This is a genomic window from Rhodococcus sp. WY5 (genome assembly GCF_018588185.1).
Lineage (GTDB): Bacteria > Actinomycetota > Actinomycetes > Mycobacteriales > Mycobacteriaceae > Rhodococcus_F > Rhodococcus_F qingshengii.
In genome coordinates this window covers 2,110,268-2,131,687 of the sequence record NZ_JAAMPR010000001.1, presented here as the reverse complement: position 1 = coordinate 2,131,687, position 21,420 = coordinate 2,110,268, and the positions used below count along the sequence as shown (strand labels likewise).

General features: G+C 60.4%; 22 protein-coding genes. 7 read left to right on the top strand and 15 right to left on the bottom strand.

Annotation, left to right across the window (positions count from 1 at the left end; translation table 11 throughout):
* Window positions 1–175: 175 nt before the first annotated feature.
* From G4D79_RS09895 to G4D79_RS09885, 3 genes are all read left to right on the top strand, one after another.
* On the top strand, window positions 176–943 hold the full coding sequence (locus tag G4D79_RS09895) for a MerR family transcriptional regulator (RefSeq protein WP_042448467.1): 768 nt from the start codon (window positions 176–178) through the stop codon (window positions 941–943).
* Between the two features lie 78 nt (window positions 944–1,021).
* Window positions 1,022–2,578, top strand: a complete 1,557-nt coding sequence (locus tag G4D79_RS09890) for an alpha/beta fold hydrolase (protein ID WP_099697571.1) — start codon at window positions 1,022–1,024, stop codon at window positions 2,576–2,578.
* 92 nt (window positions 2,579–2,670) lie between these two features.
* Window positions 2,671–3,357, top strand: a complete 687-nt coding sequence (locus tag G4D79_RS09885; RefSeq protein ID WP_235867790.1) for an IclR family transcriptional regulator — start codon at window positions 2,671–2,673, stop codon at window positions 3,355–3,357.
* 103 nt (window positions 3,358–3,460) lie between these two features.
* Here the strand turns inward: G4D79_RS09885 and G4D79_RS09880 are convergent, their stop codons facing one another.
* The 14 genes from G4D79_RS09880 to G4D79_RS09820 form a co-directional block, all read right to left on the bottom strand.
* Window positions 3,461–4,216: an SDR family oxidoreductase gene (locus G4D79_RS09880; RefSeq protein ID WP_007732761.1), complete on the bottom strand. Its 756-nt coding sequence runs from the start codon at window positions 4,214–4,216 to the stop codon at window positions 3,461–3,463.
* Window positions 4,203–5,933 (bottom strand): IlvD/Edd family dehydratase, encoded by a 1,731-nt coding sequence (locus tag G4D79_RS09875; RefSeq protein ID WP_042448473.1) that lies wholly within the window; start codon window positions 5,931–5,933, stop codon window positions 4,203–4,205. The genes G4D79_RS09880 and G4D79_RS09875 overlap by 14 nt, the downstream gene beginning before the upstream one ends.
* Complete coding sequence (locus tag G4D79_RS09870) at window positions 5,926–6,819, bottom strand: 3-keto-5-aminohexanoate cleavage protein (protein ID WP_007732764.1); 894 nt, start codon at window positions 6,817–6,819, stop codon at window positions 5,926–5,928. The genes G4D79_RS09875 and G4D79_RS09870 overlap by 8 nt, the downstream gene beginning before the upstream one ends.
* The gene (gene dhaL, locus G4D79_RS34485; protein ID WP_099697570.1) at window positions 6,816–7,445 is read right to left on the bottom strand and encodes a dihydroxyacetone kinase subunit DhaL; all 630 of its coding nucleotides are present in this window, start codon (window positions 7,443–7,445) and stop codon (window positions 6,816–6,818) included. Before dhaL ends, G4D79_RS09870 begins: the two co-directional genes overlap by 4 nt.
* A gap of 32 nt (window positions 7,446–7,477) precedes the next feature.
* Window positions 7,478–8,473, bottom strand: a complete 996-nt coding sequence (locus G4D79_RS34480) for a dihydroxyacetone kinase subunit DhaK (protein WP_042448479.1) — start codon at window positions 8,471–8,473, stop codon at window positions 7,478–7,480.
* Window positions 8,470–8,904, bottom strand: coding sequence for a hypothetical protein (locus tag G4D79_RS09860; protein ID WP_007732767.1), 435 nt, complete (start codon window positions 8,902–8,904; stop codon window positions 8,470–8,472). The genes G4D79_RS34480 and G4D79_RS09860 overlap by 4 nt, the downstream gene beginning before the upstream one ends.
* Window positions 8,904–9,260, bottom strand: coding sequence for a hypothetical protein (locus G4D79_RS09855; protein WP_007732768.1), 357 nt, complete (start codon window positions 9,258–9,260; stop codon window positions 8,904–8,906). Before G4D79_RS09855 ends, G4D79_RS09860 begins: the two co-directional genes overlap by 1 nt.
* Before the next feature lie 58 nt (window positions 9,261–9,318).
* Window positions 9,319–10,239, bottom strand: a complete 921-nt coding sequence (locus G4D79_RS09850) for a 3-keto-5-aminohexanoate cleavage protein (RefSeq protein WP_054187476.1) — start codon at window positions 10,237–10,239, stop codon at window positions 9,319–9,321.
* The gene (locus G4D79_RS09845; RefSeq protein ID WP_042448491.1) at window positions 10,229–10,993 is read right to left on the bottom strand and encodes an SDR family NAD(P)-dependent oxidoreductase; all 765 of its coding nucleotides are present in this window, start codon (window positions 10,991–10,993) and stop codon (window positions 10,229–10,231) included. Before G4D79_RS09845 ends, G4D79_RS09850 begins: the two co-directional genes overlap by 11 nt.
* A 2-nt stretch (window positions 10,994–10,995) precedes the next feature.
* Window positions 10,996–11,538, bottom strand: coding sequence for a VOC family protein (locus G4D79_RS09840; RefSeq protein WP_042448493.1), 543 nt, complete (start codon window positions 11,536–11,538; stop codon window positions 10,996–10,998).
* A gap of 137 nt (window positions 11,539–11,675) precedes the next feature.
* On the bottom strand, window positions 11,676–13,055 hold the full coding sequence (locus G4D79_RS09835; RefSeq protein ID WP_007732774.1) for an MFS transporter: 1,380 nt from the start codon (window positions 13,053–13,055) through the stop codon (window positions 11,676–11,678).
* Between the two features lie 205 nt (window positions 13,056–13,260).
* Window positions 13,261–14,781 carry an AMP-binding protein gene (locus G4D79_RS09830; protein WP_099697508.1) on the bottom strand — a complete coding sequence of 507 codons (1,521 nt, stop codon included), beginning with the start codon at window positions 14,779–14,781 and terminating at the stop codon, window positions 13,261–13,263.
* Between the two features lie 73 nt (window positions 14,782–14,854).
* Window positions 14,855–15,976: a DUF5938 domain-containing protein gene (locus G4D79_RS09825; RefSeq protein WP_003940189.1), complete on the bottom strand. Its 1,122-nt coding sequence runs from the start codon at window positions 15,974–15,976 to the stop codon at window positions 14,855–14,857.
* A gap of 55 nt (window positions 15,977–16,031) precedes the next feature.
* Window positions 16,032–16,835, bottom strand: a complete 804-nt coding sequence (locus G4D79_RS09820) for an SDR family NAD(P)-dependent oxidoreductase (protein WP_007732778.1) — start codon at window positions 16,833–16,835, stop codon at window positions 16,032–16,034.
* A 343-nt stretch (window positions 16,836–17,178) separates the two neighbouring features.
* Here G4D79_RS09820 and G4D79_RS09815 point away from each other — a divergent pair, with 343 nt between their 5' ends.
* Window positions 17,179–17,781 (top strand): TetR/AcrR family transcriptional regulator, encoded by a 603-nt coding sequence (locus G4D79_RS09815; RefSeq protein ID WP_180279587.1) that lies wholly within the window; start codon window positions 17,179–17,181, stop codon window positions 17,779–17,781.
* Here G4D79_RS09815 and G4D79_RS09810 read toward each other — a convergent pair whose 3' ends face one another.
* Entirely contained in the window at window positions 17,782–18,375 is a 594-nt protein-coding gene (locus G4D79_RS09810; protein ID WP_003940428.1) for a TetR/AcrR family transcriptional regulator, read from the bottom strand.
* A 117-nt stretch (window positions 18,376–18,492) separates the two neighbouring features.
* Here G4D79_RS09810 and G4D79_RS09805 point away from each other — a divergent pair, with 117 nt between their 5' ends.
* The 3 genes from G4D79_RS09805 to G4D79_RS09795 all read left to right on the top strand — a co-directional run bounded on the left by G4D79_RS09805 (window position 18,493) and on the right by G4D79_RS09795 (window position 21,362).
* On the top strand, window positions 18,493–19,254 hold the full coding sequence (locus tag G4D79_RS09805; protein ID WP_064074266.1) for an enoyl-CoA hydratase-related protein: 762 nt from the start codon (window positions 18,493–18,495) through the stop codon (window positions 19,252–19,254).
* A 241-nt stretch (window positions 19,255–19,495) separates the two neighbouring features.
* Window positions 19,496–20,011 carry an OsmC family protein gene (locus G4D79_RS09800; protein WP_007732784.1) on the top strand — a complete coding sequence of 172 codons (516 nt, stop codon included), beginning with the start codon at window positions 19,496–19,498 and terminating at the stop codon, window positions 20,009–20,011.
* A 37-nt stretch (window positions 20,012–20,048) separates the two neighbouring features.
* On the top strand, window positions 20,049–21,362 hold the full coding sequence (locus tag G4D79_RS09795) for a bifunctional o-acetylhomoserine/o-acetylserine sulfhydrylase (protein WP_003939848.1): 1,314 nt from the start codon (window positions 20,049–20,051) through the stop codon (window positions 21,360–21,362).
* Window positions 21,363–21,420: the final 58 nt, after the last annotated feature.

Here is a 21,420-nt window from a genome sequence, read left to right as displayed (position 1 = left end):
CAGGGCACTTCCTCGAAATCGACGATGTCGTAAAGGACAAAAGTCAGATTAAGTCCGCCTCCTTAAAGTGTCAACGGTCACGTTCTCCGGCGCGAATCTTGACCCTGACGCCGCGTCAAGGTTGGAGAATGGTTTTCACAGACGGAATCCGATTCGATCACGGGAGGGCAGGGCGATGATGACCATCGGCGAGCTGGCCAAATTGGCCGGCACCACCGTCAGGTCCGTGCGCTACTACCACTCGAACGGCCTTCTCGAAGAACCACAACGCCAACCCAACGGCTACCGCACGTACCGGGCGGTGGACCTGGCACGACTGAGTCGCATCCGCCGCCTGCGCGATCTGGGGATTCCTGTTGCCAAGATCGCCGAACTACTCGACGGCGACGCTCACGACACTCGGTCTGCACTCGATGCCCTCGACAAGGAATTGGCGACGAAGGCCGAACAGATCGCTGTTCAGCGTGCGCACATCGAGTCGCTACGCCGCAATGCCGATCCTGAACTACCCGACGCGTTTTCGGAAGTGCTCGCACAGTACGTCGTTGCCGGTGCGCCGACAGCGTGGATCGACAACGAGCGTGAACTTCTGATCCTCGCACTCACGGTCTCCGGGGGCGATCCCGAGGTCTGCGATTCACTCCTGTCCGCCCATCGCCGGGTATTGGCCGAGCCGAACCGCGAGCAGGCCATCGAATTGATAACTCGCATGTATGCCCTCGCCGACGCACCGGCTGACGCGGACACGATTGCGGCCCTTGCCATTCAGTTCTGCGACTTCACCGAGAGCGTGCTACCCGAACAGGCTGCACCGGAGGACGCTTCCCCCACCCGGCTGGTAGCGGTACTGCGCGAACACCAAGCGGATCGACGAACCGTCACCCAGGAAAGATTCGCGAAGGCTGTGGCCGCGGAGTTCGCCGCCCGTCAATCCCGCCTCTGAAAAACCCTGATCAACCCCCACATTCGAAGTGGGGTGACCAACACTGCCCGAAAATGGGCTCAACGCAAGGACACGACAATGACTGGATTCACCATGCCCAGATCACGCATGCCTCGACCACGAAGGTGGCTGGCTACCACAATCGCCGCTGCCGCGCTCGCCGTACCTGCATTGGCGGCGTGCTCGGATCCTGCTACTCCGCAGGAAGATCCACAATCGAATCTCAGCGCGTTCTACGAACAGGATCTCGAGTGGGGGCCATGCGCCACAGACACCGGAACGTCGACCGCAAGTGAATGCGCCATGTTCACAGTACCTTTGGACTATTCCGTCCCTGACGGCAAAACGATCGAAGTGGCGATCTCGCGGGTCGCGTCCACCGACCCCGCACAGCGACGCGGGATCCTGCTCACCAACCCTGGTGGGCCGGGTGGCCGAGGACTGGGATTGCCCGAGATTCTGAATGCGGGAATGACACCGGAAGTCGCAGCGGCATACGACGTCATCGGCATGGATACCCGAGGACTCGGCAAGAGCACACCGATCGACTGCGGCGTCGAACAGATGACATGGATGCGGTCGCCGGGCACCACGGACGAGGGATGGAACGAGAGTGTTGCGCTCGCACGCGAGGCCGCTGACACGTGCTGGGACAAGTACCCGGACTATCTGCCACACATCAATACTCAAAACATCGCCCGAGACCTCGACGTGATTCGTGGCGCCCTCGACCAGGAGAAGGCGTCGTACTTCGGGTGGTCGTACGGCACATACCTTGGTGCAACCTATGCTCAAATGTTCCCGGACAGGATCGACCGTGTCGTTCTCGACAGTGCACCGGATCCGAAGAAATACGGATACGAGATGTTCCAGGACATGGGCCCGGCCAACGAGAAAGCGATCGACGGATTCTCGCAGTGGGCAGCAGAACACAACTCCACCTATGCACTCGGATCGACGCCCGCCGAAGTTCGCGCCCTCATCGAGAAGCTGATCTCGGACGCGGCCACCACTCCGATACAGATCGGTGATCATGCCGTCGACGATCACGTCCTTCCATTCCTGATGTACGTCAACGGAACCGGCGACACCGAGAAGGAAAGTGAGGCATTCGCACAGGTATTGGTTCAGTTGCGCGATCTCGCCGCAGGCAAGACCGTCGAGAACATCCATCCCCAGCTGACGGGATTGATGCAGGCATGGTTCCAGACCGAACTGGGAACCGGTCCTGACTATGCCGGGACAATCGCCATCGTCTGCGGAGACGTATCGATGCCGAGCGATCCCCAGTGGTACCGCAACAAGTTGGAGGAGCACCGTGATGATCAGCCGATCTTTGCCGGCACACACAACACGATCATGCCGTGCGCGTTCTGGCGCAGTGAGGCCCCTACGCGGATCGACATCGACAACAACGTTCCGGCATTGCAGATCCAGGCAACCGGTGACACCCGCACGACGTACGACGAAGGCCTCGGCATGCATGAAACGATGAAAGGCTCACGGCTCGTGACAGTTCCAGGCCGCACTCATGCGGTGTTCCCCGGCTACGCGAATACTTGCGCGAACGCCGCCGTCAACTCGTACCTGCTCGACGGCTCACTGCCGGCAGAAGACGTGGTGTGCGAGTCGTGACGATTTCCGGCGATCCCATCACCGGAAGACCTGCGTGATCTGATGCGCGATTGCCCCTCGACAATCTCGCATCAGGCAGACAGAATAGTTCGGTGAGTCCCATTCATCGGGCCGATGGCGAGGTTTCCGCAATTGGTCGTTCCACCGAGATACTGAAGACTTTTCGTGACAGCTCAGGCGTTCTCAGCGCAGCAGCGCTTGTTCGACGGACAGGCATGGCCAAAACAACGGTGTATCGAATGGTCGACGATCTCGTCCGAGTCGGGTTGCTCGAACGGCAAGGAACCAACTACCGCTTGGGTCTCCTCCTGTTCGAGATCGGCGAATCTGTTCCACGGCAGCGAAACCTCCGCGAAGCAGCGCGGCGCCACCTTTCGGCCTTGCGTGAAGCAACGGGACACAACGTGGGACTCGCTGTATTGGACGGTTTCGACGTGGTTTACCTTGATGTCTTCCGTGGCGACGACGGACCACGCCTTCCGCAGCAAATCGGTGGTCGGTGGCCTGCACACGCAAGTTGTTCCGGCAAAGCAGTATTGGCGTTCACCAACTCTGGGGATTTCACGATGCCCACTGTCCTCGAAGCACACACCGAGAACACCATCACCGATCCCGAACTCTTCCACCGAGAACTGGATCGTGTTCGCAAGCGTGGTGTCGCCTTCGACCGCCAGGAAGCATTTCCCCGGATCGTCGGCGCCGCAGCACCAATATTCGGCCCGGACGAAGGCGTCCTCGGCGCAATCTCCATTTCCGGTATGGCAGGCCGAATAATCTGACCCGTATCGACGCGGCGGTGCGGACGACGGCAATCGCCATCTCACGTGATCTCTCGAGTGCCCAGTCCGTCGTCCGCCCTGTCCTACAACGACGCTGATGCCGTCAACCGCGCCCGACGTACGGCATCCGGTTTGCCATGATCGTCAGAGTCGGGACATTCACGTCGAGTGGTAGATCTATCAGTTGCACAACGGTGTTCGCGACATGACGAGGATCGAATGTCGGCTCGGGCCTGGTGGTGCCGTCAGCTTGTCTTGCCGAGTGGCCGATTCCGGCTGTCATGTCAGTTGCCGCATTGCCGATGTCGATTTGACTGCAACAGATGTCGAACTCTCGGCCGTCGAGAGAGATCGACTTCGTCAAACCTGACACACCGTGTTTGGTCGCCGTGTAGGCGGCACTGTCGGGCCGGGGCGTGTGAGCGGAGAGCGACCCGTTGTTGATGATCCGGCCTCCTCTCGGATCCTGTGTTTTCATGATACGAATCGCTTCACGCGCACAAAGGAATACGCCGGTGAGATTGGCTGCGACTGTCGCGTTCCACGCTTCAGGATCGATCTCGTCCACACTCCCCGACGGCCCGAATGTCCCTGCGTTGTTGACAAGCACATCGAGTCTGCCGAAACGCTCAGTCACGGATGTGAACAACCGGTGAACCGATTCGGGCGAGGACACATCAGCGGGAATTACCACTGCGCGCTCGTGACCCCCACCTGTCGCTTCCAAGCTCACGCTGTTTCGACCAGCCAATACAACGTGGTGTCCTGCATCGAGTAGACCTCTGGCCATTGCGCGGCCGAGTCCCGACCCTGCACCGGTCACGACCACGACTCGGCCGACACGCTCAGTGATTGTCACCGTGTACCTCCGTTCCACGCCTGCCCACCAGGAAATCGAAATCGACTCCGCGGTCGGCCTGCATCACATGATCCACGAACAGTCGTTGATACCCACTCGTACTCTTTTGTACGCGTGGCGGCAACGCCTCGAGACGCCTGGCCAGCTCGTCGTCGTCGACGAGTACACGCAAGACCCCACGAGCAACATCCAACTCGATCAAATCACCATCCCTGACCGCGCCGAGAGGCCCACCGGCATCCGCTTCGGGCGCAACGTGCAAAACGACTGTGCCGAAGGCTGTTCCGCTCATTCGCGCATCAGAGATCCTGACCATGTCTCGTACACCCCGCTCGAGCAGCCTTCGAGGGAGTGGCAGATTACCTACTTCTGGCATACCCGGAAACCCCTTCGGTCCAGCGCCGGTGAGGACGATGACGTCGTCGGCCTCGATGTCGAGATCCGGCGAGTCGACGCGCGCCGTGAAGTCGTCCATTCCGTGAAACACGACCGCACGGCCCACGTGGCTGAGCAACTCCGGCGACGCCGCAGATGGCTTGATCACTGCACCGTTCGGCGCGAGATTGCCGGTCAATACCGCTATGCCAGCTTGCTCCAGCAACGGTGCCGCCGTGCTACGAATTACGTCGTCGTCCCAAATTGTTTCGCCGGAGTTGTTCTCACCGAGAGTCTTTCCGGTAACCGTGGCGGCATCCAGATGGAGGATGTCTCCGAGCTCGGCGATCACCGCAGGCAGTCCGCCTGCGTAGAAGAAATCCTCCATCAAATAGGTACCCGAAGGCATGAGGTTGACCAGCAGGGGAACGTCACGACTCTGCTCCCCGAAATCGCTGAGCTCGAGGGGAATTTCCAGCCTTCCGGCGATGGCAAGCAAGTGCACCACAGCGTTGGTCGACCCACCGATAGCCGTGTTCACCTTGATCGCATTCTCGAATGAATTTCGGTCGACGACCGAAGACATCGTCAGGTTCTCGGCCACCATCTCCACGATTCTCACGCCGCTGTCGCGTGCAAGTACACGTCGCCGTGAATCCACTGCCGGGATCGCAGCGTTACCGGGGAGCGTGAGGCCCAAAGTCTCGACAAGCGACGCCATCGTCGACGCGGTGCCCATAGTGTTGCAGTGACCGGGCGATCGAGACATAGCCGATTCCGCTGCTCTGAACTCACATTCACTCATGCATCCGGCTCGCACTGCTTCACTCATCTCGAACACCGAGGTTCCAGATCCGACAGTCTTACCTTGATGGCGGCCGTTCAACATGGGCCCACCGGATACGACAATGGTGGGAAGGTCACAACTGGCTGCGCCCATCACCAGCGCCGGGGTGGTTTTGTCGCAGCCGCAGAGCAGTACGACGCCGTCGATCGGATTGGCTCGAATCGACTCCTCCACATCCATGCTGACGAGGTTCCGATAGAGCATCGTGGTGGGGCGGATGATCGTCTCACCCAATGACATCACCGGAAACTCAACTGGAAATCCGCCTGCTTCGATGACTCCCAGTCGCACCTGCTCGGCCAGATCTCTGAAATGAGCGTTGCACGGCGCGAGCTCGGAATACGTGTTACAGATACCGATAACCGGTCGGCCGTCGAACATCCGATCAGGGATACCCTGGTTCTTCATCCACGAGCGGTGGATGAATGCATTGAGATCATTGCCTCCGAACCAATCCTGCGAGCGAAGTGTTCTACTCGTCGGTGTTCTACTCATCCGAACCCTCCAAACCAAGGATTGCCCTTGCCTCCCCAGGTGTTGCAGGCTGCATTCCGAGTCGCTGGACGATGTCGATGATGTTCTCCACCAAACGAACGTTCTCGGCCGGCTCTCCATTCGCGAGAAACGGATAGTCTTCGATTCCCACACGCACGTGCCCTCCGAGCAGGAGTGCATGAGTCAGACCACGCAGTTGATCTGGCCCGCTGATGCTCACGGAGAAGACCGATTTCTCCGGTAGGTGTTCCACCATCTGCTGCAAGATCTGCGGGGAGTACGGCATCGCATTCTGAAAAGTTCGATCAAGTCCCAGTACAAGATTGACGAGGTGCGGGCCAGGCTGCCCTTCGGTCAACGTACGTATCTCCTGGAGCAGATGTGACGGGCTGAAGGCCTCCCACTCAGGTTTGATTCCTAGTTTGCGCATTGACGCTGCCAGTTCGGCGGCACGACTGGGCGGCGTGTCCATCAGTACCTCACCGACCGGTGAGGTCACATAGGCCGTGATGGCATCGAGCGTGCATGTGTCTGCGCCGCCATGCAGGCCCTGGAGCCTCGCGTCCCAGTCCACGATGCGCGCACCGTCACTGCGAACACTCACCATGTCACCGTTGACTCCGCCGCCGGTCGAGTTGTTGATCACGATGTCGCAGCTTTGGCGGACAAGCGTATTCATCTGCCGATAGATTGCGGCATCACAGGTCGCTTGATCGTCCGGTCGTCGAGCATGAAGTGCTGCCACGCTGGCTCCAGCGCTGTGGCAGCGTGCCACATCCGCCGCAATCTGCTCAGGCTGAGTCGGAATGAACGGATTGTCGGCAACAGTGAGGAAGCCACCCGTCGGGGCAACTGTGACGATGACCTTGTCTCGCAGATCGCTCATGCCGGAACGCTCCTGTAGCTGGATGCGGCGAAGAACATGGCAATCGCCGATGCCCCCGGGTCCTCGGCGCCCCTGGCGTGTTCTCCCACGTAGGTCGCGCGTCCGCGGCGGGCGAGCATCGCGCGAGTCGATTCGGCGCCGAGCCTCGCAGCCGTGGCCGCAGAGTTCAAGGCAGCGGACAAGGTTGCCCCGCTGACTGCCGCCTCGGTCAATGCGCTGGTTGCGGGGACCATGGCGTCGACCATGGTCTTGTGACCCACCTGGGCATTGCCGAGACGCTGCACCGCAGCTGTCGCCGTACCCAAGGCAGAAGCCAAGTCTGTTGCGGTCACTTCAACTCCAGAGACTGCTCCGATCCGGCCGAACCACAGACCGAGAAGTGGTCCGCTTGTCCCACCGATGTCGAGAAACGCATCCGACGTACGGGCGAACACTTCACCAGGACTGGTCGGCGGGTCGGAACGAAGTCGTTGCACCGCACTTCGCAGGCCCGTCCGCAGATTCATTCCGAAATCGCCGTCTCCGACAAGCCGGTCCAAATCTGTGAGGGAATCGAATTGATCTTCGGCGGCATCGGCAAATCGATCGATCCACGCCCGAGTGTCCCCGACGCTCAACATTGTCATCATGAAACTCTTTTCAGTAGTGCATATTCGAGTTACCAAGCGAGTGCGGGAGTGCGTACCGTTGCATCCCAGAGATCCAGAAACTCCTCGGTCGAACGGAGAAGGGTGATAGAGAGCCCGTGCATATCCAATGCAGTGACGAAAGAACCTGCAATCACACGATCCAAACCGATACCGGCATCCTCGAGGAAAGACTTTAATTCTGCAGTGGCAATGGATAATTCGAGTCCATGGGTTGCCCCTAGCCCATTCACTATCGCTATCACACCGTCCCCGCGCTCAACCCCGACAGCATCGAGGATCGGCTCCGACAACTGCGCCACGAGTTCGGCGGCAGGAACCGTCGGACGCGTCTCACGTCCACGCTCGCCATGGATTCCGATGCCGAACTCCATCTCCCCCGGCGCCAGTTCGAAGGACGGACGATCCTGTCCGGGAGCCGTGCACGAGCGGAAAGCTGCACCCAACGTCGCCGACGCCGCCACCACCCGGCGCCCCAGGTCAGCGATCTCGGAAAGCGCCCAGTGCCGTTCCGCGGCCGCCCCACAAATCTTCTCCACGGCAATTACCGCAGCGGTACCACGACGTCCAGGTCCACCCTCGTCTGCAGTCGTCGTCGCGAGGTCGTCGTCGACCATCACGATCTCCACTTGCCGCTCAGTTCCGAGTAACTCGGCCGCGATCGAGAAATTCAGTTTGTCTCCGGTGTAGTTCTTCACGATGAGAAGTGCACCCCGTCCGGTCTCGACAGCATTGACCGCAGCGCGGATCTGAAAGGCTGTGGGACTGGCGAAGACCGACCCAGGAACTGCGGCGTCCAACATGCCGGATCCGACGAACTCCGCGTGTAACGGCTCATGCCCGGCCCCGCCACCTGAGACCAACACAACTTTGTCTCGGGCGACACCCGCGCGAGTCACAAACAACGGATCTCGGTGGTAGGAGAGCATTTCCGGGTGCAGGATCTGAAGTCCTTCGAGCGCTTCGCGGACTACATCCTCGGGCCGGTTGACCACATGGCCGATCATGACGAACTCTCGGACGCCGACATTGGGCCGACAGGGAAGCGAACCGCAAACGCACTCACACACGTGCGAACGTTGTCACCGACCCGTATCCCAGCCTCCGCTGCAGGCTCGTTGACATACGAAACAGTTCCGTTGTGCCACATATCCATTCCATTGCTGATCTCGGCAGAGTCGTGACTGACCGCTACGCCGGCAAGTCCCGAATCTCCCATGCGGACGATTCCGATGATCCCCGCGTTGTCCTTGCCGATTCCGGCATCGTTCAGCACCGCCAACGCACAGCCCGTCGCAATCGCCATCCGCCCTGACTCTTGACCGCCGTTGGATGCCGCAACGACGATGCGGTCGCGGTCCGTCCGTTCGATCTGCGACATACTGTCCATGACGACAATCTGTCTACCGTTCTCCACACCGACAATGTTCCGAAACATCAGTCGACGCTCCTCTCTATCAGTGCCAGCACTTCTTCGGAAACGCGGCTGCCCACACGCACACCCGCTGCGACTGCAGTCGGATTGGCATACGTCACGATGCCGCACTCCCACACGTCGTTGCCATCTCCAATACGCGAACTCTCGTGTCCGACTGCAATGCCGACGATCTTCTGGGCGTCGATCGCAGCCAAACCTGCGATTCCGGCCTTGTTCTTCCCTATGCCGGCGTCATTGCACACCACAACACGAACCCCGAACCCGACGGCGTACTCTCCAGCACTCGTCCCTCCGTGTGATCCGGTCACGATCACATCACCGGCCTGAGCCGAGGAAGCAAACGCAATCGAATCCATGATCCACACTCTCGTTCCGTTAGAGGAATGAACCAAAGTAGGTTCGGCACCTTCGGTTTCAACTACTCGCATGGACATCCACCCCTAGAATTCGACGTGCCTGATCAGGAGTTGCGGGTTCACGCCCGTACCGCCGAGCGATCGAAACAACTTCGGCGACCAGATCAGGTGTGGAGGGGTATCCCAGTTCTTCGTAGTGGTAGTCACCGGCACCGATTGCTACATGGCCCCCGCGCTTGATCGACTCCTCCGCTGCTGCAAGAACATTGCCTCGGTAGGCCGAGACGATCCACTCCACTGGAAGATCAGCCGGCAGGAGGTCCAGTTGCGCACGTAGCCCTGCTGCTGTCGCCGGATGTGCAGCCGGAAACTCGTCACCACCGAGAATGAAAGCGATCACCAATGGTGACGACGGATTCCGCACCCTTGCGTGGGCGAAGATCGCGCGCGTCCAACTCACGTTGAATGACGTCTGATACGGCACCAGACCCAATTCACTAGCGCGCGAGAGTAATTCGATCTGTGTTCGAGTGTCGTTGACGAAGACCCTGGAATCGGTTGCGAACAAGCCTGTCGTCGCATCGATCAAGTCCATCGCCGCACAGCCCATGTCGACGACCAAGAAGTCCGAACGTCGTTTCGGATCACTTTGGTTCGGGGCAAGATTCGACAGCCGCTCGTCTATCGTGTAGCCGGGAACATTGGCCATCGACGGCGCAAGCAGCAGATTCGATACCGCCCGAACCCGCTCGACGATCTCTCCGTAGGTCGCCGCCGAGTGATCCACGCCGCCGTCCACGGCTCGACCGTGAAAATGCATCAACGACGCCCCCGCATCCTCACAAGCGAGGGCAGTGTCGGCTATTTCGCTGGGCGTCCACGGAATGTGGGGATTGGGTGCGCGCATGGTGTTCTCGTTGACGTGCACTCCGATGATTACCGGTTTCTCCGTTGTACTGGACGTTGCCTCAAGAGTCATGTCGCTCCTTCGGAAGATTCCAACCGGCTGTCATCGACTGACCTCCGTCGACTGTCCACGTCTGACCCGTCACGAAACCGGCGCCGGGACCAGCGACAAAGGTCACGACTTCGGCAATCTCAGCCGGCTCCGCGTAACGGCTCAACGGGATCGATTGCAAGATGGCGCTCTGCATTTCAGGGCTCTGGGCCCGACTTGCAAGCGGTGTCCGCGTCGAACCCGGTGCAACACAATTGACTCGGATCCCCTCGCCGGCGAGCTCGATCGCGAGTTGTGTGGTCAACGCGACCACGCCACCTTTCGATGCGGAATACGCAGCACGGTCTACGCTGCCGCGTAGGCCGGAAACCGAGGCAATTGTCACCACGGATCCGCCGCCATCTGCGGCGAGCAGATCCACGAACTCCCTGACCACCGCAAACGTGGAAACGAGGTTCAGCTCGAGGGTTCGCCTGAATCGATCGGGTGTGGTGTGCCGGATCGGCGCGTTGTCCGCGGTTCCCGCCGAGGTCACAACCGTGTCGACACGACCGAACAGCTCTTCGGCGACGTCGCGAAGCCGTCGGATGTCTCCCTCATCGGTGACATCCACTCGAACGCCGACCGTCCGTGTATCTGGTTCTGGCGCAGTGTCTCCGGATGTATGCGACAGGTCGGCAGAGATGACATGCCAACCCAAGTCGGCGAATCGTTTGCACGTTGCCAGGCCGATCCCGGATGCGCCACCAGTGACGATCGCTACCTTCCTACTCACGACTACAGCACCTTCCTCATATCGCGAATGGGATTCGACCCGTCCCACTCCTTCGATGCAGCCTCGACTGCGCGAAACAAATCGCCCTTCCTTCCGCTGACCTCCGAGACTTCGATGACTGTTCCCGGATACGGGCCGTCCTCGTAGTACACGAATCGCTCGTCCGGTGCGCCACTACCGGATCTACCACTCTGCAATTCGACGAGCCCTCGGTTCTTGGATTCCTCCACATATCGATCGAAATCCGTTGTCCAGTAGGCAACATGTTGAAGTCCTTCGAGCCCTCGATCGGCGAACTCGCGAAATGCCGACGGCTCATCGTTGTGTTGTTGAATCAGCTCGATCTGCGCGCTTCCGCTGTGCGCGAGCGCCACACTGAATCGAGGCGCACTCGACTTGCCACGGAAGACGAAGTCGTTCAACGGTTGGTCCTCCACGAAGAAGAAGGGGCCAACGCCGACAACGTCGATCCAATGCTTCAGCGCGCTGTCGATGTCGTTGACCACAAAACCCAATTGGCGCAAAGGCCCGAAGTATCTACTCACGAAGTCCTCGTTTGTTCGTTGCCGACGAAACCACGGTCGACGACTGTGATCCTGATAAGTGATGATGTCCTGCGCATGCTCGCCTGAAGAATGAAGAATTCCCGTTGATCGGGAATCTTCCGGGGCCGAGACTCGGCTCAAGCCTGTTCAGGTGCAACCAAGGTTCCGGCGTCGCGCTCCGCCCGGTAATCCAGTGTCAGTTGGTCGTTGGCCTTGTCGGCCTTTCTGGTGATCACCTTGAGCAGCAGCACGATCAATGCTGCCGTCGCCAGCACCGCGGAGTACACCCCGATTGCCGGTGTGAAACTGTTGGTCGCGTCCTTGATCCAGCCGGTGACCTGTGGACCGAAATAGCCTCCGAGGTTACCCATTCCGTTGATGACACCGAAACCTGCCGCCAAGGCAGCGCCGGTAAGGAAGCTCGAAGGCATGGTGATGAAGATGCTCATCGAACTGTAGAGACCGATCCCGGCGATGCAGAATCCGAAGATAGCGACAACCGGTGTGGTGAAGAACAGCGCAGCAATAGCAAATCCGAGTGCTGCGACCGATGCGGCGATGGCGAAGTGCACGGGGCGCTCTCCGGCGCGGTCCGAATGGCGCGTCCACCAGATCATCGGTCCGATCGCAATCAGTGCAGGTAGTGCGGCAACCCATCCGATCTGATTGGTGCTCATCCCGAATTGCGCGTAAATCTGCGGCATCCAAATCTGGAAACCGTTGAGGCTGAAGGTGAAACAAATGAACACGGAGATCAACACCAGTACTCGTGGGTGCACGAGTCCCTGGAGGAAGCTGTGCTTACCGACGACCGCTTCGCGCTCTTGCGCCTCGGACTCGAGCGTATCGGTGAGCCAACCGCGTTCTTCCTCGGAGAGGAACTCCGCCTCCGAAGGCTTGTCCCGCAGAACCTTGTAGATCACAAACGCCATGACCACAGCGGGGACGCCGGTGAGAATGAAAACCCATCGCCATCCGGAAAGCCCGAGAAAGCCGTCGATAGCCATCAGGTGTGTGGTGATCGGAGTACCCAGGCCGGAGATACAGATGAAGGTCACGATCCACGCCATTGCTTTGCCTCGATCCCGATTCGGGAACCACTTCGAGACGAAGAACAGCATGCCGGGCGAAAAGCCGGCTTCGGCAATACCCAACAGGAATCGTGCTGCCACCAATCCGCTGGCACCCTGAACGAACGCGGTTCCGATGGTGACCACGCCCCACGTGATCATGATTCGTGTGATCCAGCGCCGCGCACCGACCTTTGTGAGGATGTAGTTGCTCGGGGGTTCGCAGATCGTGTAACTCCAGAAATAGATTCCGGCCGCAAACCCGAACATCGAGGCCGATATTCCGAGTTCTTTGTTCATCGTCAATGCTGCAACGCCGATGTTCAATCGGTCGAGATACAGGACGATGTATGCCAATCCGATGACCGGCATGAAGCGGAGCATGACCTTCCGGACGGTCCTGGCCGGAAGGGGAAGTTGCTCGGTGACTGTTCTTTCGTGACGCATGATTCACCTCGTACTCATTCGAACACATCATTGTGATGGCTGACACAGAGACGATGCGGGTCGCGATTCGAACTTCACAGACACGATTCCCGATGATCGGTACTCGATTCGTGAGCAATCGACCAGCCGGGGTGACAAGAAAGCGGAGTGCCTGTCGGTTTCGACAGGCACTCCGTGCGGTGAAACATAGGCGTCCCGAGGGTATTCAGCCAGTCAGCTCGCTCTTGATCTCGTTCTTGAGAACTTTGCCGACCTTGGAGCGAGGTAGATCGTCCCAGACGATCACTTGCTTCGGAGTCTTCACACTTCCGATGCGAGCCTTCACGAAAGCCATCACCTCGGCGCCGTCGATGTCGGCGCCGAGGTGCGGTTGCACCACTGCCACAACGCGTTCGCCCCACTTGTCATCCGGCAACCCGATCACTCCGCAGTCCTGAATCCCCGGATACGCCATGAGTGCCTGCTCCACCTCGACCGAATAGACGTTGAAACCGCCGGTGATGATCATGTCCTTCGCACGGTCGACGATGAACAGGAAATTGTCGTCGTCCAGGTACCCGATATCGCCGGTGTGATGCCAGCCGTGGGCTGACGCTTCCGCGGTTGCGTCGGGGTTCTTGTAATAACCCGCCATCACCAACGAACTGCGAATCACCACCTCACCACGCTCGCCACGTCCGAGCAGCGCGCCTTTGTCATCCATGATCCCGACGGTCACCAGCGGCGACGGTCGACCCGCCGACGAAAGTCGTGACGTTGCGACAGTGCCGTCCGAGCCGAAGTGCTCCTTCGGTGACATCGTCGAGATCATCATGGGGGCTTCACTCTGCCCGAACAGCTGAGCCATGACCGGGCCGATCTTGTCGATCGCCTCCGCGAGTCTGGTCGGGGAGATCGGCGCCGCTCCGTACCAGAAGCATTGCAGCGAGCTGAGATCCGTGGCAGACAGGGCCTCGTGCTCGAGCAGCATGTAGATGAGCGTCGGCGGCAGGAAGGTGTGAGTCACCTTGTGCTTCTGAACGTTCGCGAGGAAGTACCCGAGATCGGGCTTCGGCATGATCACCACTTCGCCGCCGAGGGCCATGATCGGGAAGCACAGAACACCGGCGGCGTGAGTCAACGGTGCCAGCGCCAGATACACCGGGCGCCCCTCGAACGGATAACTCATCAAAGTGATTGCGGTCATCGTCTCGATGTTGTGCCCGGTCAACATCACTCCCTTTGGCCGTCCAGTTGTACCACCGGTGCCGACCAGCATGGTGACGTCGTCGGGCGCCGCGGCGTCGAGTTCTTCTTCCCCGAGCCAGATTTCGAGGGACTGTGCCGAGTCCCATTCGCCGTCGATGCAGACGAGCGTCACCAACTGGGGAAGCGCATCCTTGATCTGGTCGACTAGCGGCGCATAGGACTTCTGGAAGAACAGAGCGCGACAATCGAACAAATCCAACAGGTCTCGGTTTTCCGCAGCTTCGTTGCGAGGGTTGATCGGGCACCAGACGCCGCCGGCCCGGCTTATTCCGAATACGCACGAGAACGAGATCGGATCATTGCCGGACAGAATCGCGACCTTTTCGCCCGGCGCGATGCCCGAAGCCGCGAGCGAAGCTGCGAAGCGTCGGCTGAACTGTTGCACCTCGCCGTAGGAGAGAGTGCGCTCCCCCATCGTCAAACACGGTGCGGTGGAACCAAGAGAGGCTCCCTTGTCGAGATAGTCGGTCAAACGCATGGGGAGCCTCCAGGGCGGGGCTCCCGGCGCGCTACACGCCGGGAGCCGTGAACATGATGACGAGGGCGACGAGTTAGGCGTTGATGGTTACTTCCGGCTCCAGAGCCAGCCCGAAACTACGTAGCGCGCCGAGCAGTTCGCGATGGCCGAACGCCTGGCAAGCCGAGGCAAGCCCGGTCCGCTTCGGCGCCTGCTGGAGCAGAGAATGCGCTGCATAGGCGTGCAGGAGGCCCGTCTGCTTGTAGTTACAGTTTCCGTGGATCACGACGTGCGAGCGACCCAGCGGGCCCGACGCGTAGACGGAGTCGAGTGAGGTGTTGATGCGCGGATTCTCACGAGGGGGCATACCGGCCTGAACCGATCCGGCGATCTCGGCCAAGGCGGCTTCCTGCTCGTCGGCGGGCAGGGTCTTGATCTGCTCCTCCACGATCTTCTGCGTCGCGACAACGCCTTCCATCACGGTGCGGTCGAACACTCCGCCCGCAGCCTTGACGTTGGAAACTCGCGGATCGTTCTTGAACCACACCGGGTGGCATGTTCCGCCCCACGGCAATGCAAGCGCAGTTTCGTGCTGGCCGGGAACGACGACGTCGAAAGTCTGGCCGGGCGCCCACTGCACGTACTTGTTCTGCTCGAGGTAGTACCAGTTTGCCTTGAGGATGGTGAAGATCGTCTGAGTGGACGCGTAGGTGGGAAATCCCTTCCACAGCACGAGGATGTCGAGCGTATCGAGCCCCGGCGTTTCCAGTGCGATATTGGCCGCGATCTCACCGGTGGTGTACATCTGCGCGATACCGGGCGAGAGAAGCAGGCCCTTCTCCTGATACTTGTCGCTGAACTTCTCCTGGACGTCGAGTACCCAGTCCTGCTCACCGGTGGTATCCATGTAGTGGCAACCGGCATTCAACGCGGCCTCGACGACGGTGCCGCCGAGCTTGATGAACGGGCCGACCATATTACTGACAACCTGTGCGCCGGTGAACAATTCGGTGAGAGCCTCGACCGTGTGCTCGACCTCGACGACTTCGTGATCGACGGTGTCCAAACCAGGGATCTTGTCGAGGACCTCTTGGATGCGAGCGGCGTCGCGGCCGGCTGCGATGAACGGGATGTTGAACTCGCGCAGGTATTCACACACCAGACGGCCGGTGTACCCGGAGACGCCGTAGACGATGACGGGCTTCTTTTCGGACATGTTCGTGGAACCTTTCGAAGACGTGAGAAGGGTGTACGTACGAATGAAGGGCGAGTTACATGCCCATGCCACCGTCGACCGGTAGGCCGATTCCGGTGATGAATCGCGCGGCGTCGGAGGACAAGAACACAACGGCGTCAGCCATGTCGTTCACTTCACCGAGGCGGCCGAGCGGGGTGAGGCCGATGACGTCTCCGACTGCTGCTTCGGCGCTGGGCCAGAGACCGAGCTTCTCCATGTCCGCCGCGAGTCCGAGACCCATCTCCGTGGCGACAAGACCCGGGTAGATGCAGTTGACGCGGACTCCGTAGCCGAGCTTGCCCGACTCGGCTGCGGCAACTCTGGTGAAGCGATCGACCGCGGACTTGGTCGCGGAGTATCCACTGATCCCGGGAAACGGAATGGTTGCGGCCACTGAAGAGATGTTGATGACGGAACCGCCGGTTCCGGCTACGCCACCCGGACGCATGCTGCGCAGTCCGTGTTTGGTTCCGAGCGCTGTTCCGAGGATGTTGACCTCACACATACGGCGGATGTCGTTCGGATCGAGGTCGACCACCAGCGAGGAAATCTCGATGCCTGCGTTGTTGACGAGGATGTCGAAGCCGCCGAGGGTCTCCGCGGTGGCGGCGACTGCCTCTTCCCAGTTGGCGTCGTCGGTGACGTCCAGCTTTACGAAGCCGGTTTTGACTCCGCCCGAACCAACAGCCTCTGCGGTGGCACGACCCTCGTCTTCGAGAACGTCGCCGATCATCACTGACGCCCCCGCCTTCGCCAACGCCTCAGCCATTCCGGCTCCGAGCCCCTTGGCACCACCTGTGACCAGTGCTTTTCGTCCCTCGAGATCAAACACGCTCATTTTCGACTGCCTCCATGACTGAAACGACTCTCGCGATGCCACCGTTCACAGCGACGCTGCCAAGTGGTGTGAGTCACAGAGTATTCAACTTTGGACGAGTGTCAAGAGAAATCTTGACGACTGTCAAGATTTTGTTACACGCTCGTCAAAGACCAGGGGTTACACTGATTCGGACGCGGTGATCGTGCCGCTGTGGAAACCGCAGGGAACAGGACGTGCCATCGTGACCACGACAGTCGAGAAGCCTAGTGAGGCAGGGAAAAAGGCTGCACCTAGCTCCCCGGACCAGCAGTCCGACTCCGCGAAGCGGTCCGACTCCGCCAAGCGGTCCAACGCAGACAAGGTGTCGCGTCGCCAGGTCGACAAATTCTCCGAGCGACGTGATCAACTCGCCGAGGCCGCACTGCAAACCCTGGCCGAATTGGGCTACGCACGCACGAGCCTGCGCGAAATCGCCCAGAATTCGGAGTTCTCCCACGGCGTCCTGCACTACTACTTCAGCGACAAGGTCGATCTCATCACCCACTGCGTGCGCCACTACAAGGCACGCTGCGTCACCCGCTACGACGGCATCGTCGCCACCGCGAAGACACCGGAGGAACTGAAAACCGGTTTCGGCGCACTGCTCGCCGAGACCATGATCGAACAACCCACGATGCACCGCCTCTGGTACGACCTGCGCGCGCAGTCGATGTTCGAGGAGTCGTTCCGAGCCGACGTCGCCGCGATCGACGAGAGTCTCGAAAACATGATCTGGCGCATTGTTTCTCGCTACGCCGAGCTTCTCGACGTAGAGGCATCGGTCACCTCGGCGGCGATGTACGCAATCTTCGACGGCCTGTTCCAGCAGAGCCTGCTGCGCCATCTGTCCGGCGATCAGACTGCCGCAAACTATCTTTCGGTGAGCGTCCAGCAGATGCTGCCTCTGGTAGTGCCCACTTCCTGATCAGCGAGCAGCGATGCCTTCCGCGACGTACCTGGCTCCGCGATCGAATTCTCCGACCACGTCGTAATCGGCGTCTTGCCGCCAGAAGCGGACCAACGCTCCGTACGTACCACCGATCATCTGTGCGAGAAAGAGCGGCGGGTAGTCCGATCTCACTTCGCCGGCTTCGATACCGGCAGTGACGATCCGGAGAAGTTCCACGTGGAACCGATGATCGTGGGCCGCCCCCGCTCCGGAGGAGGCGAAGTCGCGCTCGAGTTCTGCAGTCACCATGCGCAGATAGCGCGGATGCATGATCGCTTGCTGCGCAAAGTCCTGAAAAATCCGGGAGATCCGATCAGAAGTCGGCATCGGCGATTCCATGAGCTGATCCACCAGTGCCGCAAGCTGATCGAGATGATCACTGTGCAGCGCCTCGAGAACCGAGTCCTTGCCCTGGAAGTAATTGAAGAAGGTGGCTCGCGACACCTCGGCTCGCTCGGCGATGTCGTCGACGGTCGTGCTGGCGAAACCCTGCGCCGAGAACAGAATTCGAGCAGCCGAGAGCAACCTGTCGTTGGTATCGCGCTTGTTCTGTTCTCGTTTGGAAATCACGTCGACCTGCCCTTCTCCGCCTCAGAACACAGTCTTCGCCACAGTCCGGAATGTGTCCAATGTCCGTCCCGTCAGGTGACGCACCTCCGCCTCCGATAGGTGGACTACAGTCCAATTATGTCGACTGTTTCCACCGAACGCCATGACCGCGTTCTCATCGTCAGGATCGAACGCGAAGAACGCCGTAACGCGATCAACCGTGAGACTGCCGAGGGAATCGAAGCCGCGCTGAATATTCTCGACGACGACCCTGATCTGTGGGTCGGCATCATCACCGGAACCCCCAACATCTTTTGCGCCGGAACCGATATCCGAGAGCGGGCCGACCTCCGCATGCCTCGCGGCGGAGAGTACGGCGTCATCCGGCGCCGGCGGAACAAGCCCCTGATCGCTGCAGTCGAGGGCTACGCGCTTGGTGGCGGTTTCGAAATCGCACTGGCCTGCGATCTGATCGTCGCTTCCGCCACAGCGCAATTCGGCCTTCCCGAAACCAAACGCGGTCTGGTTGCGACGTCCGGAGCACTCTTTCGGGCGCCTCGCGCGCTTCCGATCAACGTCGCCCGCGAACTCTTGATCACCGGCCGCACACTCGATCCCGAACGGGCAAAGGACCTCGGCGTCGTCAATGCAGTCACTGCCCCTGGTAAGGCACTCGACGAGGCACTGGTGATGGCAGCGGAGATCTGCGAGTCCTCCCCCACCTCCGTGAGTCTGAGTCTGAAGGCCATCGAGGCTCTCTACGCCGACGCCGACGCCGACGGATGGAAGGTCACCGACGACGCCAAGGACGCAGTGTTGCGCTCTCCGGACATCGCCGAAGGACTCGACGCTTTCGCCACTCGTCGGACACCCCGATGGAGCGGACTGCCGCCCGCATGACAGACCACAATCCGAGACAGATTTCCTATACGTCTGGTCGGAAAGGGTATGAACCGGTTACAGTCTCTCCTGTGACGGGAATCGGCGCATACGAGACGGGCACGCTGCTGACGCGGCGGCGCCATGTCGACTTTGCGCATGTCTGTACATCCGGGTGTCCGATCTACTGATCGGACCTACGACGTGAGCGCCGCTCACGTCGATACTCGTATGTACACCCAGATCAGGGGACATTTCTGTCATGACCACCGCCTCCATCTCACACCTGAGTTCCGTCGTAGCAGCCAACGCCGACGCCATCGACAAAGACGCCAGCAAAGCGCACGTCGTATTCAAGGCTTCCGCCCAGGCGCACGACGCCGTTGCCAGCACCATTTCTCTCGGTAAGTACAGCGTCGAGGTCGACGAGCCACCGGCCCTCGGCGGCGAGAACACCGCAGCCAATCCTGTCGAGTACTACCTTGCTTCCCTGCTCTCCTGCCAGGTGGTCACCTACCGCGTCTGGGCGGACAAACTCGGTATCGCTCTCGACGACATCTCGGCCAGAGCCGAAGGTGACCTCGACGTTCGTGGATTCTTCGGCTTCGACGACGCCGTCCGTCCGGGATTCTCCGAGGTCCGCGTGGTCGTCACCCTGACCGGCCCCGAAACCCGCGAGCGCTACCTGGAACTGCAGGAAACGGTCGACGCACACTGCCCCGTACTCGATCTCACCCGCAATCCCGTCCCAGTGCATACAGTCGTCGAAACCGCCTGACCCGCACCAACCCACCTTCACCACGGAGTATGAATTCATGAGCGAGAACACCCCCGTCGATACCGATCCGACCGCCGATTGGTCGTTCGAAACCAAGCAGGTCCACGCCGGACAGGGCCCGGACAGCGCCACCAACGCTCGGGCGCTTCCGATCTACCAGACCACCAGCTACGTCTTCGACAACACCGACCATGCGGCGGCGCTCTTCGGCCTCGCCGAGCCGGGCAACATCTACACCCGCATCATGAACCCGACGCAGGACGCCGTCGAGCAGCGCATCGCCGCCCTCGAAGGCGGAGTCGCGGCTCTGCTGGTTGCGTCCGGTCAGGCCGCCGAATCCTTCGCGATCCTCAACCTCGCCGAGGCCGGGGACCACATCGTCTCAAGCCCTCGCCTGTACGGCGGCACGTACAACCTCTTCCACTACACGCTGCCCAAGCTCGGTATCACCGTCGACTTCGTCGAGGACCCGGACAACCTCGATCACTGGCGTGAGGCAATCCGTCCGAACACCAAGGCGTTCTACGGCGAAACCATCTCCAACCCCAAGAACGACGTGTTCGACATCCCCGGCATCAGCGCAGTCGCCCATGAGCACGGCATCCCACTGATCGTGGACAACACGGTCGCAACTCCGTATCTCATTCAGCCGCTGAAGCACGGCGCCGACATCGTCGTCCACTCCGCCACCAAATACCTTGGCGGACACGGCACCGCGATCGCCGGCGTCATCGTCGACGGTGGCACCTTCGACTGGACCCAGGGACGCCACACCAACTTCACGACCCCCGACCCCAGCTACCACGGCGTCACCTTTGCCGATCTCGGTGCACCCGCCTACGCCCTCAAGGCACGCGTTCAGCTTCTGCGCGACCTCGGCTCGGCCATCGCACCGTTCAACGCCTTCCTCATCTCGCAGGGTATCGAGACACTGAGCCTGCGCATCGAGCGCCACGTGTCCAACGCCCAGAAGGTCGCGGAATTCCTCGAGGGCCGCGCCGAGGTCACGTCGGTCGCGTACGCCGGACTGGAATCCTCGCCCTGGCACGAGCGCGGAAAGCAGCTGGCTCCCAAGGGAACCGGCGCCATCGTCGCGTTCGAGCTCGCCGGTGGAGTCGACGCAGGCAAGAAGTTCGTCAACGCCCTGACGCTGCACAGCCACGTCGCCAACATCGGTGACGTTCGCTCACTCGTCATCCACCCCGCGTCGACGACGCACTCGCAGCTCACCCCCGAAGAGCAGCTCGCTTCGGGCGTCACGCCCGGGCTCGTCCGCCTCGCGGTCGGCATCGAAGGAATCGACGACATCCTCGCCGACCTCGAAACCGGTTTGGCAGCAGCAGCTTCCTGATCGAACACACGAAAAAGCTCGGCCCCGATATGCATTGGGACCGAGCTTTTTCGTTGCG

Coding starts and splice junctions, on each gene's coding strand:
- G4D79_RS09830 (WP_099697508.1), bottom strand. CDS start 14,781: ATGCGTTTGACCGACTATCTCGACAAGGGAGCCTCTCTTGGTTCCACC.
- G4D79_RS09825 (WP_003940189.1), bottom strand. CDS start 15,976: ATGTCCGAAAAGAAGCCCGTCATCGTCTACGGCGTCTCCGGGTACACC.
- G4D79_RS09795 (WP_003939848.1), top strand. CDS start 20,049: ATGAGCGAGAACACCCCCGTCGATACCGATCCGACCGCCGATTGGTCG.
- G4D79_RS09855 (WP_007732768.1), bottom strand. CDS start 9,260: ATGGATTCGATTGCGTTTGCTTCCTCGGCTCAGGCCGGTGATGTGATC.
- G4D79_RS09800 (WP_007732784.1), top strand. CDS start 19,496: ATGACCACCGCCTCCATCTCACACCTGAGTTCCGTCGTAGCAGCCAAC.
- G4D79_RS34480 (WP_042448479.1), bottom strand. CDS start 8,473: ATGATCGGCCATGTGGTCAACCGGCCCGAGGATGTAGTCCGCGAAGCG.
- dhaL (WP_099697570.1), bottom strand. CDS start 7,445: ATGACAATGTTGAGCGTCGGGGACACTCGGGCGTGGATCGATCGATTT.
- G4D79_RS09835 (WP_007732774.1), bottom strand. CDS start 13,055: ATGCGTCACGAAAGAACAGTCACCGAGCAACTTCCCCTTCCGGCCAGG.
- G4D79_RS09895 (WP_042448467.1), top strand. CDS start 176: ATGATGACCATCGGCGAGCTGGCCAAATTGGCCGGCACCACCGTCAGG.
- G4D79_RS09820 (WP_007732778.1), bottom strand. CDS start 16,835: ATGAGCGTGTTTGATCTCGAGGGACGAAAAGCACTGGTCACAGGTGGT.
- G4D79_RS09850 (WP_054187476.1), bottom strand. CDS start 10,239: ATGACTCTTGAGGCAACGTCCAGTACAACGGAGAAACCGGTAATCATC.
- G4D79_RS09805 (WP_064074266.1), top strand. CDS start 18,493: ATGTCGACTGTTTCCACCGAACGCCATGACCGCGTTCTCATCGTCAGG.
- G4D79_RS09875 (WP_042448473.1), bottom strand. CDS start 5,933: ATGAGTAGAACACCGACGAGTAGAACACTTCGCTCGCAGGATTGGTTC.
- G4D79_RS09870 (WP_007732764.1), bottom strand. CDS start 6,819: ATGAGCGATCTGCGAGACAAGGTCATCGTCACAGTTGCCCCGACGGGT.
- G4D79_RS09890 (WP_099697571.1), top strand. CDS start 1,022: ATGACTGGATTCACCATGCCCAGATCACGCATGCCTCGACCACGAAGG.
- G4D79_RS09860 (WP_007732767.1), bottom strand. CDS start 8,904: ATGTTTCGGAACATTGTCGGTGTGGAGAACGGTAGACAGATTGTCGTC.